We start from the raw sequence: 15,810 nt of genomic DNA, 5'->3' as shown, positions 1-15,810 counted from the left end.
CATGTCTGCATTTTTCACCCAATTAGAACTGGGCCCTATGTTCCGCGCCTTAATGCGCAATAAAATTGGTGCTTTGCTGATCGCCCTGCAAATTGCGCTGACCCTGACCATTATGGTCAACGCCATTTTTATGATGCAGCAGCGCAGCGAACAAATGGCCAGAGCCAGCGGTTTGGATGAAGCCAATACCTTTTATTTAAGCAACACTGTGTTTGCGCAAAACTACAATCTGAAAACCGCGCTGCAACAGGATTTACAGCGTATCCGCGAGACGCCAGGCGTAGTGGATGCCACGCAAATCAATGCGATTCCGTTAAGTGGTGGCGGCTGGTCGATGAGCCTGCAAACCAAAGCTGGTGACGATATTGAAGGCACAGGCACAGCGGTGTATATGGTGGACGAGCATGGCATCAATGCCATGGGCCTGGAGCTGATTGCCGGTGAGAACTTCCAAAACTCCGACATAGGCTGGCGTGAAGAAGGCAGCACCCAATGGCCACCTAAAGCTATTATCACTAAAGCCTTAGCAGAAACCATGTTTGAAGGTGACTGGAAAAACGCTGTAGGCAAAACGGTTTACATCGACAACCATCAGCCAGTGCAGGTGATAGGTATTATCAAAGCCCTGCAGGCACCATGGAATGGCTGGAATGGTGTCGAGCGTAGCATGCTGGTGCCACAGCAACTGGACAGCAAAGGCAGCCGCTTTTTTATCCGCACTGAGCCCGGCCGTCGTGACGAGTTAATGCCAGTGATTGAAAAAATGCTGGCTGAAAGTGACAGAGGTCGCATTATCCGTAATGTCACCAGCATGGAACAAACCCGTGACGAAAGTTATCGGGAGCATCAGGCCACCAACACTATTCTGCTGACCGTCATTATCGTGCTGACGCTGATCACAGGCTTTGGCATTATCGGTCTGGCGATGTTCAGTATTAACAGACGCACCCGTCAAATCGGCACCCGCCGCGCTTTAGGCGCCAGCCAATGGCAAGTGATGCGCTACTTTATGCTGGAGAATTTGCTGATAAGCACAGCCGGCGTGGTGTTGGGCGCAGCCGGAGCTGTTGGCTTAAATATCTGGCTGGTATCAACCTTTAGCATGACCCCATTAAGCCCGGTCTTGCTGGTGATAGGTGTAATAGCCTTGCTGATCGTTGGCCAGTTAGCCGTCAGTTACCCGGCCTTAGTGGCTTCGAAAATTTCGCCTGCCACGGCAACCAGAGGACGGGCTTAAACCTGCTGTAACAGCTCCCTGGTAAGTAAAAAGTTACCAACCTTTCCCTCAGCTTTTTTGTCCTTCGGCTGAGGGATTTTTGTTTGTAAGTGCAGTCCCCGAAGCACCTTGTTGTAGACCTCGATTACACCTGCTGTAAAGCAATTAATCGCTTTAGCGCCCTGTTACTCTTATAAAGTCCATAATCTTATACATCAACCCTATTTTTTCCGAAATTAACGCCGTAGGTTCCACTGGATAATCAGACTTAACTAGAGTAGCTATCAAATGTCGCAATCCTTGTTCATCGACACTACATCCATGATCCACAACATATTGATCGACAAATTTATAAAACATATCCATATCTGTTGGATGGTTTGTGTGCCAATGACCAGCTAACCATCTCCTCAAAGAACTCATACAACTTGATGATAGATTCATTTCGATCTCCTTCTTCTGAATAACTTGATTGACTTCTCTTCGCTCCGTTAAAGCGATCATATACCAACTCAAGGAGTTAACAAAAAAGCAACAGTTGACATCACGTCAAAATGAAAAATAAAGTTAAGGGAGGATACTTTCTGATGAATTCATAAAGAAATAATAGGGTATTGCGCCTTGCTATTGGTTAAACGGTTTCGCCGTTGGCGAGATACTTTGCTTTTGCTTCGCCAAAAGAAAGTATCCAAAGAAAAGGCGACCCCAGGTTGCAGCGAAAGCCCGGCCCAAAATCGTGCGTCCAAGGCGACTCGGCAACTCGCTCGTCGCTACCGCTCCTTACTCAAACACTCCTCGTCTTAAAACCTTGGCCACTCAATTTTGTCCGGCTCGCGCCCTAATGGGGGCCCATTCGGCATCAAGTTAGTTTGCTGTAGAGGTCTTTTAACAACAGTAGGCATTGTTCAAAGATCTACGCCAAAGCCAATCTGACCGCAAAGCCGGTAAATAACAGGCCTAACACTAAATTGCCTACCTGCCCTGCTTTGGGCTGGCCTTTAAAAAAGCTGGCAATGGCGGCTCCTGCATAAACTAAAGTGGTCAGATAGAGCAGGCTGATGATTTCCAGTACCACCGCCAGCACCAGATAAGGCAGCCAGTTGGGAGTGAAGCTGGCGTCGATAAACTGAATAAAAAACGACAGGAAAAACAAAATGGCCTTGGGGTTAGTCAGGCTTAATAATAAAGACTTACGGAATACAGCGGCACAGCTTGCCGCTGCGACCAAGGCTGGACCTTCTGCCCCCTGCGTTGTGTTGGATTGGCGCAAACTTAATAAAATCTGGACACCGATATAAAGCAAATAAGCGGCACCTAAATAACGTATCCAGCGGAATAACTCAGGTGAGGCTAATAACACAGAAGCCAGGCCTAGGTAGGATAATAAAATCAAAGTCGCATCCCCAAGCAGCACTGCACAAAGCGCACACCATGCATGTTTGGGTCCTTGCACTATGCTGGTTTTCAGCACAAACAGGCTATTCGGGCCCGGCATCAGAATAATCACTATCACACCGGCCAGAAAGGTCCAAAACTGAATAACACCCAGGCTTTCCATCATTATCCTCTACAACTGTTTTCTGCCAGAGAATATTATCAGGCCGGAGCCTGGCAAAAGTCACTGCAAATTATCTGATGATCGCGGTCTCTATCCACTGCTGGCGCTTCAGGCCCCACTAGGATAAAATGCGCGTCCTTTTTCTTGGCGTTAACTTTTTACGGGCTACAACACAAATGGGCAAAAAGCTGCACATTAAGACCTGGGGCTGCCAGATGAACGAATACGATTCATCCAAAATGGCGGACCTTCTGGATGCAACTCATGGCTACACACTGACCGAAGAAGCAGAAGAAGCAGACGTGATCCTGCTGAACACCTGCTCTATTCGTGAGAAGGCTCAGGAGAAGGTATTCCATCAGTTAGGTCGCTGGCGTCCACTGAAAAAGAAAAACCCGGATTTAATTATTGCCGTCGGTGGTTGTGTCGCTTCGCAGGAAGGCAAAGCCATTCGTGACCGCGCCCCTTATGTCGATATCGTGTTTGGGCCACAAACCTTGCACCGTTTGCCGGAAATGATTAACGCAGTGCGCGGTGATAAATCCCCTGTGGTGGATGTGTCCTTCCCGGAAATCGAGAAGTTTGACCGCCTGCCCGAGCCTAAAGCAGACGGCCCAACCGCTTTTGTCTCTATTATGGAAGGCTGTTCTAAATACTGCACCTTCTGTGTCGTGCCTTACACCCGTGGTGAAGAAGTCAGCCGCCCATTGGATGACGTCCTTTTGGAAATTGCTCAGCTAGCCGAGCAAGGGGTACGTGAAGTCAACCTGTTGGGCCAAAACGTCAACGCATACCGTGGTGCTACTTTTGACGGTGGCATTTGCCATTTCTCTGAATTATTGCGTTTAGTAGCGGCGATAGACGGTATTGACCGTATTCGTTACACCACGTCGCATCCTGTTGAATTTACAGACGATATTATTGAAGTGTACCGTGATGTGCCTGAATTGGTCGATCATCTGCACTTACCAGTGCAGTCCGGTTCAGACCGTATTCTGGCGCTGATGAAACGCAACCATACCGCCCTTGAATATAAGTCAAAAATTCGTGCTTTGAAAAAAATCCGCCCGAATTTAAGCATGTCGTCTGACTTTATTATCGGCTTCCCCGGTGAAACCGCAGAAGACTTTGAAGCCACTATGGATCTGATCAAAGCCATCAACTTTGATATGAGTTTCAGCTTTGTTTACAGCGCTCGCCCTGGCACACCGGCGGCCGATTTACCGGACGATGTGTCAGAAGAAGAGAAAAAACAACGTCTGTATATACTGCAGGACCGTATTAACCAGCAGTCATTGCAAATTGCCCGTGCTATGCTCGGCACTGAACAACGTATTCTGGTGGAAGGTCCGTCGAAAAAAGACATTATGGAGCTGACCGGCCGCACCGAAAACAACCGTGTGGTGAACTTTGAAGGTTCACCGGATATGATTGGTCAGTTTGTCGATGTATTAGTGACAGATGTCTTTACCAACTCATTAAAAGGTAAAGTGATCCGTACTGAAAAAGATATGGATTTACGCCGCGACGTATCGCCACAACAAATACTGGCAGCGAAAGCAGCAAAAACAGACGAATTGGGAGTGGCTACTTTTACTCCTTAATTGAGAACAGCAGATGGAGGTCAGCGAAAAACTGGCTTCTATGCGTTACCCAAAATAATTGATGTTGCAGCGAGGCGATAAGCGAGCGAGAACTCAGGAGCATAGTTCACTATGTGACTGGGGCGAGTAGCGCGGTCAACAAAGCTGCAGCGTCAAGTATGAAGGGTAAATAGATAAGAGATAGGACTTTTGGATAATCCAATAACCAGCTTAGAATTTTCTCTCTCCCCTTTTGAACCTCAGCGCCTGGCTTTTTTATGGGGCCCTTTTGACGACAACTTACGTCAAATTGAACGCCGTTACCGGGTGCAGGTGTCCTACCGCGACAATCAATTGCGCTTGGTGGGGTTAACCGACCAGCTTGAGCCTGTCAAACAAATCATCGAAACACTTTATGGCGAAACCGCCACTGCTCAGGGCAAAGCCGTGCCTTTAAGCCCGGAGCAAGTGCATCTGGTGATCCAGCAACAACAGCAAGAGCCGACAGAGCAGCAGTTTGACGACGAACAAGTGAGCATTAAAACCAAAAAAGGTGCGGTCAAAGGCCGAAATGCCAGCCAAAGTGCTTATGTGCGTAATATCCAGCGCCACGATGTGACTTTTGGTATAGGCCCTGCCGGTACAGGCAAAACCTATTTAGCTGTGGCTTGTGCGGTTGATGCACTGGAAAAAGGTGAAGTGCGCCGTATAGTGCTGACCCGCCCAGCCGTGGAAGCCGGTGAAAAACTGGGCTTTTTACCCGGTGATTTAGCCCAGAAAGTCGACCCGTATTTGCGGCCTTTGTACGACGCTTTATTCGACATGTTAGGTTTTGAAAAAGTAGAAAAGTACTTAGAGCGTGGCGTGATTGAAATTGCACCTCTGGCTTATATGCGTGGCCGTACTTTAAGTGATGCTTTTATTATTCTGGATGAAAGCCAGAACACCACGGTCGAACAAATGAAGATGTTCCTAACCCGTATTGGCTTTAATGCCAAAGCGGTGATCACAGGCGATATTACCCAGGTCGACTTACCACGAGGCCAATACTCAGGGTTAAAGCATGCGATGGACGTGTTGTCTGGCGTACCAGAACTGAGTTTTAACTTTTTTAAAGCCAAAGACGTAGTACGCCACCCTGTGGTGCAAAAAATTGTGCTGGCATACGAAGCTTTTGAACAGAAAAAGCAACAAGAGCAGCAGGTAGCAAAACAAGCCGCATTGGATGCAGCCCCAAAGAGTAAAGACTAAGCCATGAGCATTACCCTGGATTTACAACTGGCCAGTGAAGCGCCAAACCTGCCGACAGAAGCCCAATTTCAGCACTGGCTGGAAGCCGCTATTCTGCCATTTCAGGATGTGGCCGAAGTCACAGTGCGGATAGTGGACGAAGCAGAAAGTCAGCAACTGAACTTTGAATACCGTGAAAAAGACAAGCCCACCAACGTGCTGAGCTTCCCATTTGAACTGCCGCCCGGCGTGGAGGACTTGCCGTTATTAGGCGATTTAGTCATTTGTGCTCAGGTGGTGGCCAAAGAAGCAAAAGAACAAGGCAAAGAATTAGATCATCACTGGGCTCATATGGTCATCCATGGCTGCTTGCATTTATTGGGCTTTGACCATATAAATGACGCAGATGCTGAAGAAATGGAAGCCGAAGAAATTCTGATTTTGCAGCAACTGGGTATAAAGAACCCTTATATTTTAGAAGATTAACTGGTATTTTAATTTTTTGCGTACCTGAAGCCGTAGCCAAACAGAGCGAGATAGCCGGCTACCACTGATATGGCTTGGGGTATTTTCTTTTTCACTATTTGGAGCTTAAGTTCACTCATGGGTGACGACCATTCCCACTCTAGTCGGGGTTCTGCCGCAAAATCGTGGCTGGATAAAATAGCAGCGATTTTTACTGCAGAACCACAGGATTTATCTGATCTGGTTGAAGTGATCAATGAAGCGGCGATGCGCAAGCTGATTGATAACGACACTCAAAGTATGTTGCAGGGGGTTTTGGACGTGTCCAAAATGCGTGCCCGCGACATTATGGTGCCCCGCTCTCAGATGGCGACCATCAATATTGACCAGTCCCTTGAGCAAATGATGCCGCTGCTGCTGGAGAATAATCACAGCCGCTATCCTGTGGTCAATGAAGACAAAGACCATATCGAAGGCATATTGCTGGTGAAAGATTTACTGCAACATGCTTTGCAAGGCAGCACCGAATGGAGTCTGCGCGATTTACTCCGCCCTGCTGTGATTATCCCGGAAAGTAAAAGAGTAGATGCCTTACTGAAAGAATTCCGTCAGAAACGTTACCATATGGCCATCGTAGTGGATGAATACGGTGGGGTTTCAGGGCTTGTCACTATTGAAGATATCCTTGAACAAATTGTCGGTGAAATAGAAGACGAACACGACCATGAAGAAGATGTGGATATCAAAAAAATGGCCAGCCATGTCTATCAGGTCAGCGCTTTAACGCCGGTGGATGAATTTAACGAAAGTTTTGGCACCAGCTTTGACGAAGAAGAAGCCGGCACCATAGGCGGTATAGTGCTGCATGCTTTTGGCCATATGCCGGAAAAAGGCGAAACCATTGAACTGCAAAATCTGACCTTTAAAGTCAGCAAAGCCAATAACAGAAGGTTGGTGCAGTTGCAGGTCATTCGCGCTAAAACCACCATTGACACTTCAGCGTTACAGAAGGATTAACTTTTGCTGTTGTTAAAAACCTCCTGGTTTCCAGCCCTGCTTTTAGCAGGGCTGGGTGCATTAAACACCCTGGCTTTTGCCCCTTTTAGCTACCATATGCTGCCACTGCTGACCTTGTCGGTGCTGGCGTATTGCCTGCTGCAGGCGCAAAGCTCTAAACAGGCCGCCCTGTTTGGTTACGCCTATGGTTTGGGTTGGTTTGGTGTCGGGATCAGTTGGGTGCATGTCAGTATTGCCACTTTTGGCGGTATGCCTCTGATGGCTAGTCTGGCGATTATGGCGCTGTTAGTAGGGTATCTGGCGTTGTTTCCTGCCCTGGCAAGCTGGTTTAGCTGGCGCTTTCGCGGTAATTTCTGGTTCCCGCTGCTGCTCGCTTCATGCTGGTTTATTGCCGAAAATATCCGTTCCTGGTTTTTAACCGGCTTTCCCTGGTTGTCTGTTGGTTATAGTCAAACCGATGCTTGGATGGCCCCCTGGGCTACTGTGGTCGGAGAAACCGGCATCAGTTTTTTCATGCTATTGATCGCAGGCGCAGTGGCGGTCGCTATTCAAAGCAAACTCTGGGTTTGGCCTGCGATAGCTGCTATTGTCTTGCTCGTTAGCCCGGCACTAAACGCTATCAAAGGCTGGCAAGAGACGGGGGAACAGGTCAAAGTCGCTTTAGTGCAGGGTAATATAGCGCAGGATTTACGTTGGGATCCGGAGCAGGAAGCCGTCACTATGCGCAAGTATATGGAGCTCAGCCGCCCTCACCTGAACACTGATCTTATGATTTGGCCTGAGGCCGCTATTCCACAACTGGAGCCCCTAGCTTTGGCCTATTTGTTTAACCTCGATATGCTGGCGGCTGAAAACAATACAGCAGTGGTCACCGGCATTCTGGATTACAAAGAAAACGGCGATGCCTATAACGGCATTATAGTGCTGGGGAAATTTGGTAAAGATGCAACAGGCGGTGACTACAGATACAACACCAGTAACAGATACCAAAAGCATCATTTATTGCCCGTGGGCGAGTTTGTGCCTTTTCAGGATGTACTCAAATATGTGGCACCACTTTTTAACCTGCCGATGAGTTCATTTAGTCGCGGCGCCTGGTTACAGCCAAACCTACAAGCCAATGGCTATTCATTATTGGCCGCTTTGTGTTTTGAAATCGCTTTTCCACGTCAGATGATTGCCAATTTCAGCGACAACACCCATTTCCTGCTGACCGTCAGCAACGACGCCTGGTTTGGTGATTCAATTGGCCCGCATCAGCATCTGGAAATCGCCAGAATGCGCGCTTTAGAACTGGGCCGCCCGCTGCTACGGGCGACCAATAATGGCATTACTGCGGTGGTCACAGCAGATGGCAATGAACAGGCCCGCTTACCTCAGTTTGAAGCCGGGGTATTAACGGCCGAAGTGCCACTGGTACAGGGCCGCACCTTATACAGCCTGTGGGGCGACTGGCCAGTGCTTGCCATTAGCTTATGCTGCGTTGGCCTGCTAAGTTTCAGACGTTACCAGTTGGCAAAACAAGCGAAGTAAAGCGATTCCCCTAAACAAAGCCACCTTGCGGTGGCTTTGTGGTCTTTAAAGGCAACCTAAAGCTTATAACTTTGCTGATACCCTAACCTGGTTTGATACTGCTTATTCGTGATGTCATCGACAAAAAACCACTGTGCATCGATGTGTTCTTTGCGAAAAGCCACCAGCAAAAACCCCCGCTGATGCAAATTACAGTAGTCCAGTTCGTCAATCAGTTGCGGTAATACGTCAGCTAACTGCTCAACCTGAGCTGTATTGAGCTGCAGATAGGTTTCAATACCAGGCGAGCTGACCGAGGGTGTAGCGAGTTCTATGCCCACTTTTTTGCCTTGCTGATCATATAAAGTGGACGCCCAGGCGTTATGAGTGTCCCCCGCCAGCACCACCAATTGCTTGTTCTGCTGTTGCGCTGTTTTGTAAATCAGCTCCCGCTCAAACGGATAACCATCCCAGGCGTCCAGGTTGTAAGCCAGCACAGACTCAATACGTTTTTTATCCTCTGCACTCAGGCTGCGATCGCCTGAAGCAACCCGATGCTTTAAAGCAGTTAACTGCGCTATTTTTTCCACCAACTCCGGGCCTGGTTTAGAAAAGGCCGACAACAGCTCGGATGGAAACATCATCTTTGCCATCAACACTTGCTGTCCCAGCACCTGATAGTGCGCTTTGGAGCGCAGCAACTGAGCTTGCAGCCATTGCTGTTGTTTTTGCCCCAGCAAAGTGCGCTTTGGATGGGTTAAATCAGCGGTAAAACGCTGGGTATCAAAAGCGCCGGTTTTTTCATCTGTGTAGTTTTTGTAGTCTAGTTGCAGGTTCCGGCCTTCAATCCGGGTGTCGAGCATATGTAAATCCACCAAGTCGCCAAAGGCAAAACTGCGGTACAAACTTTGCTGCTGACCAGTCCGCTGTTTGCCAGATACCAGCGGCCGTATTGGCATCCACTCATAATAAGCCTGCAAAGCATTGAGCTTACGCTCCTGGTAGTCACCTTCATTCGGCTGATGGTTTTCGGCACCATCTGTCCAGGCATCATTAGTAATTTCATGATCATCCCAGACACAAATAAAGCTATGGCTGGCATGAGCCTGCTGCAAATCTTTATCGCTGCGATACAAGGCATAACGTTTACGATAATCGGAAAGGCTCACCATTTCAGCCTGATTGTCTGCCGCTAAAGCCCGGCCCAGCTCCACCGAGCGTTCAGTGGCATACCCCCCCTGTTCGTATTCGTAGATGTAATCACCTAAATGCAACACAGCATCAAGTTGCTGCTGCGCCACCTGCTGATAGACATGAAAATAACCAGCCGGATAATTCGAGCAGGACAGCACAGCGAAACGCACCTCCGAGACCGCACCTGCGGGCAAGGTTTTGCCATGCCCAGTAGCAGATACAGTGGTATTATCACGAAAACGATAATAATAACTGCGACCAGGCAACAAACCTCTTAGATCCACTTTGCAGCAATAGTCAGCATCGCGCTGCGCCAGACAAAGTTGGCGGTGTTGTACCACAGAAAAATCAGCCCGCTCACTAACTTCCAATAACAATTGCACTGCGTCAGGTTGTTGTTCTGGTGTCACTTTAGTCCATAAGATCAGGCTATCTGCTAAAGGATCGCCAGAGGCAACACCATGTAAAAATGCGATAGGACCGGCGTTTCTCGCCTGCAGGTCAGCACTACTACAACCAAACACGCTGCTACTTAACCAAGCGGCTCCGGTTAAAAAAGCGCTATTTTTAAGAAAATCACGTCTGTTTAAATGGGCCATAGCTCCTCCAAAAGAAACCATATTGTCTGGCCTTGATGATTTTTTGATGACGAAAAACTGTGGCGGGCTACACTTTATCTGATCCTAGGCTGCATTCAACTCAGATACTGATCCAGCAGAATCTATCCGCGTAATCAGGCAGCCAATAAAGGCATGCTGCGTGTCTCGGCAATATGAACAGGCAGTTGCAGACGCTAGTTGTAGCAGTAACCGGCTGGTGAAGTTGCCGGACCAAGTGAGGTGTTTATGCAGATCTATCCTTTCCGCCAACAAGCCTTTCGTATTATGAACAGTATCAATGCTGCGCTGATGCTGTTGGCTCTGGCCTTAGCCAGTTGGCATCAAACCTGGGCCGCAGCCTTGCTGATTGGTTTGCCTGCTTTGGTGGTGCCCTTTGTCTTATACAAAACGCTGAGGGATCACCGCCTGTCGCGGATCGCCTTTGGGGTCTCTTTTATGCTGTTCAGCGCTTTGCATATCCATCAGTCCAATGGCGTGACAGAACTTCATTTTGGCATTTTTGTGTTGTTGGCTATCTTAAGCGCCTTTCGGGACTGGACAGTGATCGCAGCAGCGGCTCTGACCATCGCAGTGCATCATCTGCTGTTTGCCTACCTACAGATGCAGCACGCCGCCGTATTTTTAGTACCAGAGCAGGATGCAACCTTTAGTAATGTCGCTGTACATGCTGCTTACGTGGTCGTCGAATCTGTAGTTCTTATACTCATCAGCCTTAATTCATATAAAGAGGCTATGGTGGGTTTAGCCTTTTCAGAGACAACAAAAGAATTAGTGGCAGACCCTTCCCATATTAATTTAACAGTGCGCTGCCCTGATATTCGCTCTCGCCTTGTGCGGCAATTTAATCAGGCCTTGGATGGCATTCAGCACACAGTGCAAACCATCAATCAGTCAGTGGCATTACTGCACAGTGAAAGTGCGCATTTATCTGATGACGGCCAGCAACTGGTTGCTGGTATGCAGCAGCAAAATACTCAGGTCAAACGTATAGCCGCAGCATCTGAAGAAATGGCGCAAAGTATACAAGCACTGGGAGAACTGGCTGCCGCAGTGCTGAGCGCAGCAAAGCAAGCTGAACAAAGTTCAGTCTCCGGCAAAGCATCAGTCGACCAAACCATAGCCGCAGTATCCACGTTAGCCATCACCTTGCAGGATGCCGGGCAAAAAGTCGATAGTATGGCCATCTCCAGTAAAGAGATCACATCGGTACTGGAGGTTATTCGAAGTATCGCTGAACAAACCAATCTGCTGGCATTAAACGCGGCCATCGAAGCGGCGCGGGCCGGTGAGCAGGGTCGTGGCTTTGCCGTAGTGGCCGATGAAGTCCGGACTCTGGCCGGTCGCACCCAACAGTCGACTGAGCAAATTCAGCGTATGATCCAAAACTTAACAGAGGCCAGTCAAAGCTCAGTAAAATCAGTCCAGCATTGTTTAAGTCAGGTCGACCATACCGTCAGTCTGGCCAAACGCAGTGATGAACTATTAAACATCATCACAGGCGAAGCGCAATCTGTGGCTCGCTCTGCGGATATTATGGCCGGGTCCTTAGAGCAACAACGTCACGCCAGTACTGAAATGGCACAGGGCGCACAGTATCTGAGCGACAGTGCCGCAGCTCAGATGCAACGCAGCGAAAAAGTAAAACAAAGTACAGTACAGATAGAACAGGTGGCCAACCAATTAGCCACTGAAGCCAACAGATTTAGTTATTGAGCTCCTTAGCCATGCACAACAAAGCTAAAGCCGCACTGATGTTACTGATCATTTGGATAGCAGGCAGTGCGGCCGCTTTTTACGGGTTGTTTTTAGGTCACTTCGGCACCTTCGATGAAAAGCGACTATGGCAACAACAACCGCTGTTAGCTGCGCAAACAGAACAGAAACTCCGTCAGCAGTTGCTGCCGGACCGCCATTGGCAAGCAATATTGATCACCGACTCCACCTGCAGTTGCAGCTCTTTTGCTAAGCAGCACCTAGAGCGACTGCAGCAACGTCAGCCTGAGTTAGCCACCACTCAACTGAGTGATAGCGAAGCTAAAGCGCTGGGACTTGACAGTCCAGCTCTGCCCTTGTTGTTGCTGTTTAACCAGCAACAGCTAATTTATGCTGGTCCGCTAGCGACAGACTTACTTTGCAGCGATAACGCCAGTCTGCTCGATAAAATTGTCAGTGGAGCCAGTCAACTACCAGGCTTTTGGTTGAATGGTGAAAGTACAGCCTGCAGGTGTTTACACTGAGGAGCGTCAATTCAACGTTACCCCAAGCTACGGTTCAAGCAACACTTTTTCCCTCAACACACACAAAACTCTGAATTAGCCGGGCAAAACGCTGAAAAAACCTACAAAAACATAGTAAAAACAGGAAAATAAGAAACGAAAAAGTAAAATTAAATAAGTTGCCAATTGCTTTTATTTCCTACCAAACAGTATCATTTAGCCAACTAAAACCTCATTATTTAATTAACTACAAGGAAGTGTATAGATGTTACGTCTTACATCCGTGGCATGTGCTGTCGCTATTGCTTTTTCCAGTTCAGCAGTTGCTTTTGAAATTCCATTATTTGATAAAGTACCACAGACAACTACACAAGCAGAAAGCCCAAAAACTTTAAGTTTGTCAGAACCCGTCTCGGAAAAAGAGGGGCTGTTGCATTTAGCAGAGAGGGTTACAAGCGCAGGTGGATTAATCGTCGCTTATGGCTCGTATGGCTTCTCAGTATTGCAACAAACCGAAGGATCTTTGACACTCCTCAAAGATTATACTTATGCTGAGCTCGGTTTTGATAACAGCAGCCAGAATGCAGTCCATCTCAGTGCTGACGGATCTCTGCTATTTATCAGTAGCTACTATCAGAATAAAGTGTTCTCATTGTCATCGGACGGCCAAATTCAGGCTTTGGCGCAACTGTCAGGTAATTACTCAGACTCATATAAATCTAACCCCAGTAGCAGCTTCGTTGCCTTCACTTACACCAATTCAGGCGCTCAAGTTTCAGTACAAGCATTTGACAAACAAACAAATACCTTTGCGGCTCCATCTTTGGTATCAGTTCAGAACCAGCCGAATTTTGCAGTCTACGATGAGAGCAAAAAGGTCCTTGTGCTGGGTGTATTTCAAAGCCTTATTTCCAGCTATGTAATAGCCAGTTACAAGATGGATTCACAAGGGGCATTTTCTCTGGTCTCTGAAATTCCTATTGCTAATATCCCAACTGAAGAAAATGTCGCTTATTCACAAGAAAATGGTCATATAGTTCTGAATACTTACTTGGGAACCCGGCTCTATAGTGTGGCAAGCGACGGCAGCCTGCAATTTATCCAGAACAATTCGACATTACTTTCACAGTCTCCACAAAGGACCAGGTTCTCAGGCTCCAGACTTGTGGCGTATTATGGCAACGTCGTTCATTCGTTCTCTGTCAGCAATTCTGGTTTCAGTGATCTTAAAGTTATGCCACTGAATGGAGCAAAAGATTTGGCGCCTGTTCGTGGCAACTTTGTTTCATTACATGAAAACAGCATTAAGTATTATCCTCAGAGCACAGAGACCACAGCCCCCATTATCCTTGAGCGAGGCAAACAAAGTCTGTCTTTACTTGCGGCAAAAAATATCGCCTTTGATGAGACTTACTTCATCAGAGTAGAGGAGCAAAATGCAGAGTTGTATAAAAAGGCAGATGATGGAGCTATATCGTCTCTGAAGTTTTACGAAGCTCAGGACATCTATCCGGAATCACTCACGGGTTACCCCTCATACTCCTATAAAATCAGCTCTTCGTCCTTACTTGTTGGCCGTAACACCATGCTTCGCTTTTACAAATTTGATAAAGCAGCAGAAGCTTTGGTGCAGAGTGCAGAGATTGATTTGAATGAGAAATTATCTGAATTTAATCAGATCTCTTCGATCCACGGTACCGCCATGTTTGGCTCGTATTTGTTAGTCCATTCTGACAACAAACTACATTTGTTTGCTGTTAAGGCTGACGATCTTACGTACCTTGATACCGCAGTCAGTGGCGTCAACAATTTCGGTTATCTTCCTAGTTTAGCTGAAAACGTTGAAATGGACGGGGCTTTACTGGTTAGAAACAGTAATACCATGAAGATGCAAGAGTTGAGAGTGATCGATAACAAACTCAGCTCCAAAGATCTGTTTGAACTACCATACAGCCACTGGAGCAGCTTTTCTTTTAAAGTGGTATCAACACAGCTCCACGTTTTTTTCGATCGTTATCTTTACGTTTATAAAAAAATAGATGACAAGTTTCAGTTGTTGTCGCTCAACAATTTAAACAGCTACAGTCTGTATTACTTAGATGAGCGATTTATACTCACGATGCCAAATGAACTAAATCTCGTCTTATCAAAGATTGATCTTGCGTCGGGTATTCCGACAGAAGTAGAGTCTGTACAGTTGGAAAATCCGCTCTATCCCCGTAATGCATTTTTACTGGGACAGCATCTGTATACAGAAAATGTTGATACTCCATTTGAACTCAAACGCTATCTGATCAACAGAGCTCCTGATCTGACACAAGTTCCGACAAAGATGCAGTTGAATCAAGGTATTGCCTACAGTACGGAATTGACAGCTCTGATCCAGGATACAGATGCCGGAAATACAATGACGTTCACTTTAGTTGATGCAGTGCCGGGTATTACAGTGACGGAACAAGGTACTCTGAATTACGATGGCAGCCCTTTATCTACAAATGAAGTGGTTGTCAGAGCAACAGACAATACAGATCTATACTCAGATATTACTCTGACATTCGAACATAACAAAGCACCAGCCCTGGCTCAGCCATGGGTTGCACCAGTGATCAATCAGAATAAAACTTTTGTGCTGGATTTAAATGAGTTTTTCTCCGACCCGGAAGGCTCTGTACTCACCTATGAAATAACGTCAACCGCCAACCTGACGGTCTCAACTAAAGGTATTATCAGCGGAACTCTGACGGAAGGACAAATTCATCAGCTCAGGGTACAGGTCAAAGACAGCAAAGGTGCAACCAGCTCTCATACTCTGGATTTAACAGTCAATGCTGCACCAGTGTTAACTGGTTCAGGGAGTGTAACCCTGTCCACAGATGAAACTGCGTCTGTTAATCTGGCAACTTTATTCGCGGATGCCGAAGGACAAAACATCAGTTTCACTGCAACAGGCCTGCCGGCAGGCTTAACTTTATCTGGCAGTACTATTTCCGGTAAGGTTGCAAACGCTGGTAAGTTCAGCACTTTGATCACCGCAACCGACAGTGCAGGCGCAACATCACAAGCAACATTAAACTTTGAAGTGACCCAGCCTAAAGGTTCAAGCGGTAGTTTTGGCTGGTATGCGGTCATGGCTTTATGGGCGATCAGCTTGAGCCGTCGTTTCAAGAAAGTGTAAAAGTATAGCTGTCACACACTAAAA

Annotated in this window: 12 protein-coding genes; 9 read left to right on the top strand and 3 right to left on the bottom strand. The window is 47.3% G+C overall.

Annotated features, from left to right (window positions below; translation table 11 throughout):
- Position 1 precedes the first annotated feature (1 nt).
- A complete protein-coding gene (locus SD53_RS06930; RefSeq protein ID WP_046519505.1) occupies positions 2-1,237 on the top strand; it encodes an ABC transporter permease in 1,236 nt (411 codons plus the stop codon).
- Between the two features lie 153 nt (positions 1,238-1,390).
- Here the strand turns inward: SD53_RS06930 and SD53_RS06925 are convergent, their stop codons facing one another.
- Positions 1,391-1,660, bottom strand: coding sequence for a hypothetical protein (locus tag SD53_RS06925; protein ID WP_125060969.1), 270 nt, complete (start codon positions 1,658-1,660; stop codon positions 1,391-1,393).
- Between the two features lie 469 nt (positions 1,661-2,129).
- Positions 2,130-2,777: a leucine efflux protein LeuE gene (gene leuE, locus SD53_RS06920; protein ID WP_046519503.1), complete on the bottom strand. Its 648-nt coding sequence runs from the start codon at positions 2,775-2,777 to the stop codon at positions 2,130-2,132.
- A 173-nt stretch (positions 2,778-2,950) separates the two neighbouring features.
- On the opposite strand from leuE, the gene miaB reads away from it, so the two are divergent.
- The 5 genes from miaB (at position 2,951) to lnt (ending at position 8,602) form a co-directional block, all read left to right on the top strand.
- The gene (miaB, locus tag SD53_RS06915; RefSeq protein ID WP_046519502.1) at positions 2,951-4,378 is read left to right on the top strand and encodes a tRNA (N6-isopentenyl adenosine(37)-C2)-methylthiotransferase MiaB; all 1,428 of its coding nucleotides are present in this window, start codon (positions 2,951-2,953) and stop codon (positions 4,376-4,378) included.
- A gap of 189 nt (positions 4,379-4,567) precedes the next feature.
- On the top strand, positions 4,568-5,608 hold the full coding sequence (locus tag SD53_RS06910; protein WP_046519501.1) for a PhoH family protein: 1,041 nt from the start codon (positions 4,568-4,570) through the stop codon (positions 5,606-5,608).
- Positions 5,609-5,611: 3 nt separating this feature from the next.
- Entirely contained in the window at positions 5,612-6,073 is a 462-nt protein-coding gene (gene ybeY / locus SD53_RS06905; protein WP_046519500.1) for an rRNA maturation RNase YbeY, read from the top strand.
- 117 nt (positions 6,074-6,190) lie between these two features.
- A complete protein-coding gene (locus SD53_RS06900) occupies positions 6,191-7,069 on the top strand; it encodes a CorC family transporter (RefSeq protein ID WP_046519499.1) in 879 nt (292 codons plus the stop codon).
- Positions 7,070-7,072: 3 nt separating this feature from the next.
- Entirely contained in the window at positions 7,073-8,602 is a 1,530-nt protein-coding gene (gene lnt / locus SD53_RS06895) for an apolipoprotein N-acyltransferase (RefSeq protein ID WP_082101808.1), read from the top strand.
- 56 nt (positions 8,603-8,658) lie between these two features.
- Here the strand turns inward: lnt and SD53_RS06890 are convergent, their stop codons facing one another.
- The gene (locus SD53_RS06890; protein ID WP_046519498.1) at positions 8,659-10,374 is read right to left on the bottom strand and encodes an alkaline phosphatase D family protein; all 1,716 of its coding nucleotides are present in this window, start codon (positions 10,372-10,374) and stop codon (positions 8,659-8,661) included.
- 246 nt (positions 10,375-10,620) lie between these two features.
- Between SD53_RS06890 and SD53_RS06885 the strand changes: the two genes are divergently transcribed.
- The 3 genes from SD53_RS06885 (at position 10,621) to SD53_RS06875 (ending at position 15,786) form a co-directional block, all read left to right on the top strand.
- Positions 10,621-12,108, top strand: a complete 1,488-nt coding sequence (locus SD53_RS06885; protein ID WP_046519497.1) for a methyl-accepting chemotaxis protein — start codon at positions 10,621-10,623, stop codon at positions 12,106-12,108.
- An 11-nt stretch (positions 12,109-12,119) separates the two neighbouring features.
- A complete protein-coding gene (locus SD53_RS17990) occupies positions 12,120-12,632 on the top strand; it encodes a DUF6436 domain-containing protein (RefSeq protein WP_125060968.1) in 513 nt (170 codons plus the stop codon).
- A 244-nt stretch (positions 12,633-12,876) separates the two neighbouring features.
- On the top strand, positions 12,877-15,786 hold the full coding sequence (locus SD53_RS06875; protein ID WP_046519496.1) for a putative Ig domain-containing protein: 2,910 nt from the start codon (positions 12,877-12,879) through the stop codon (positions 15,784-15,786).
- The last annotated feature ends 24 nt before the right edge of the window (positions 15,787-15,810 follow it).

The sequence above is a fragment of the Rheinheimera mesophila genome (assembly GCF_000986865.1).
GTDB classification, from domain to species: domain Bacteria; phylum Pseudomonadota; class Gammaproteobacteria; order Enterobacterales; family Alteromonadaceae; genus Pararheinheimera; species Pararheinheimera mesophila.
Note: the sequence above shows the minus strand (reverse complement) of the source record. Positions and strands in the feature narration are given on the sequence as shown.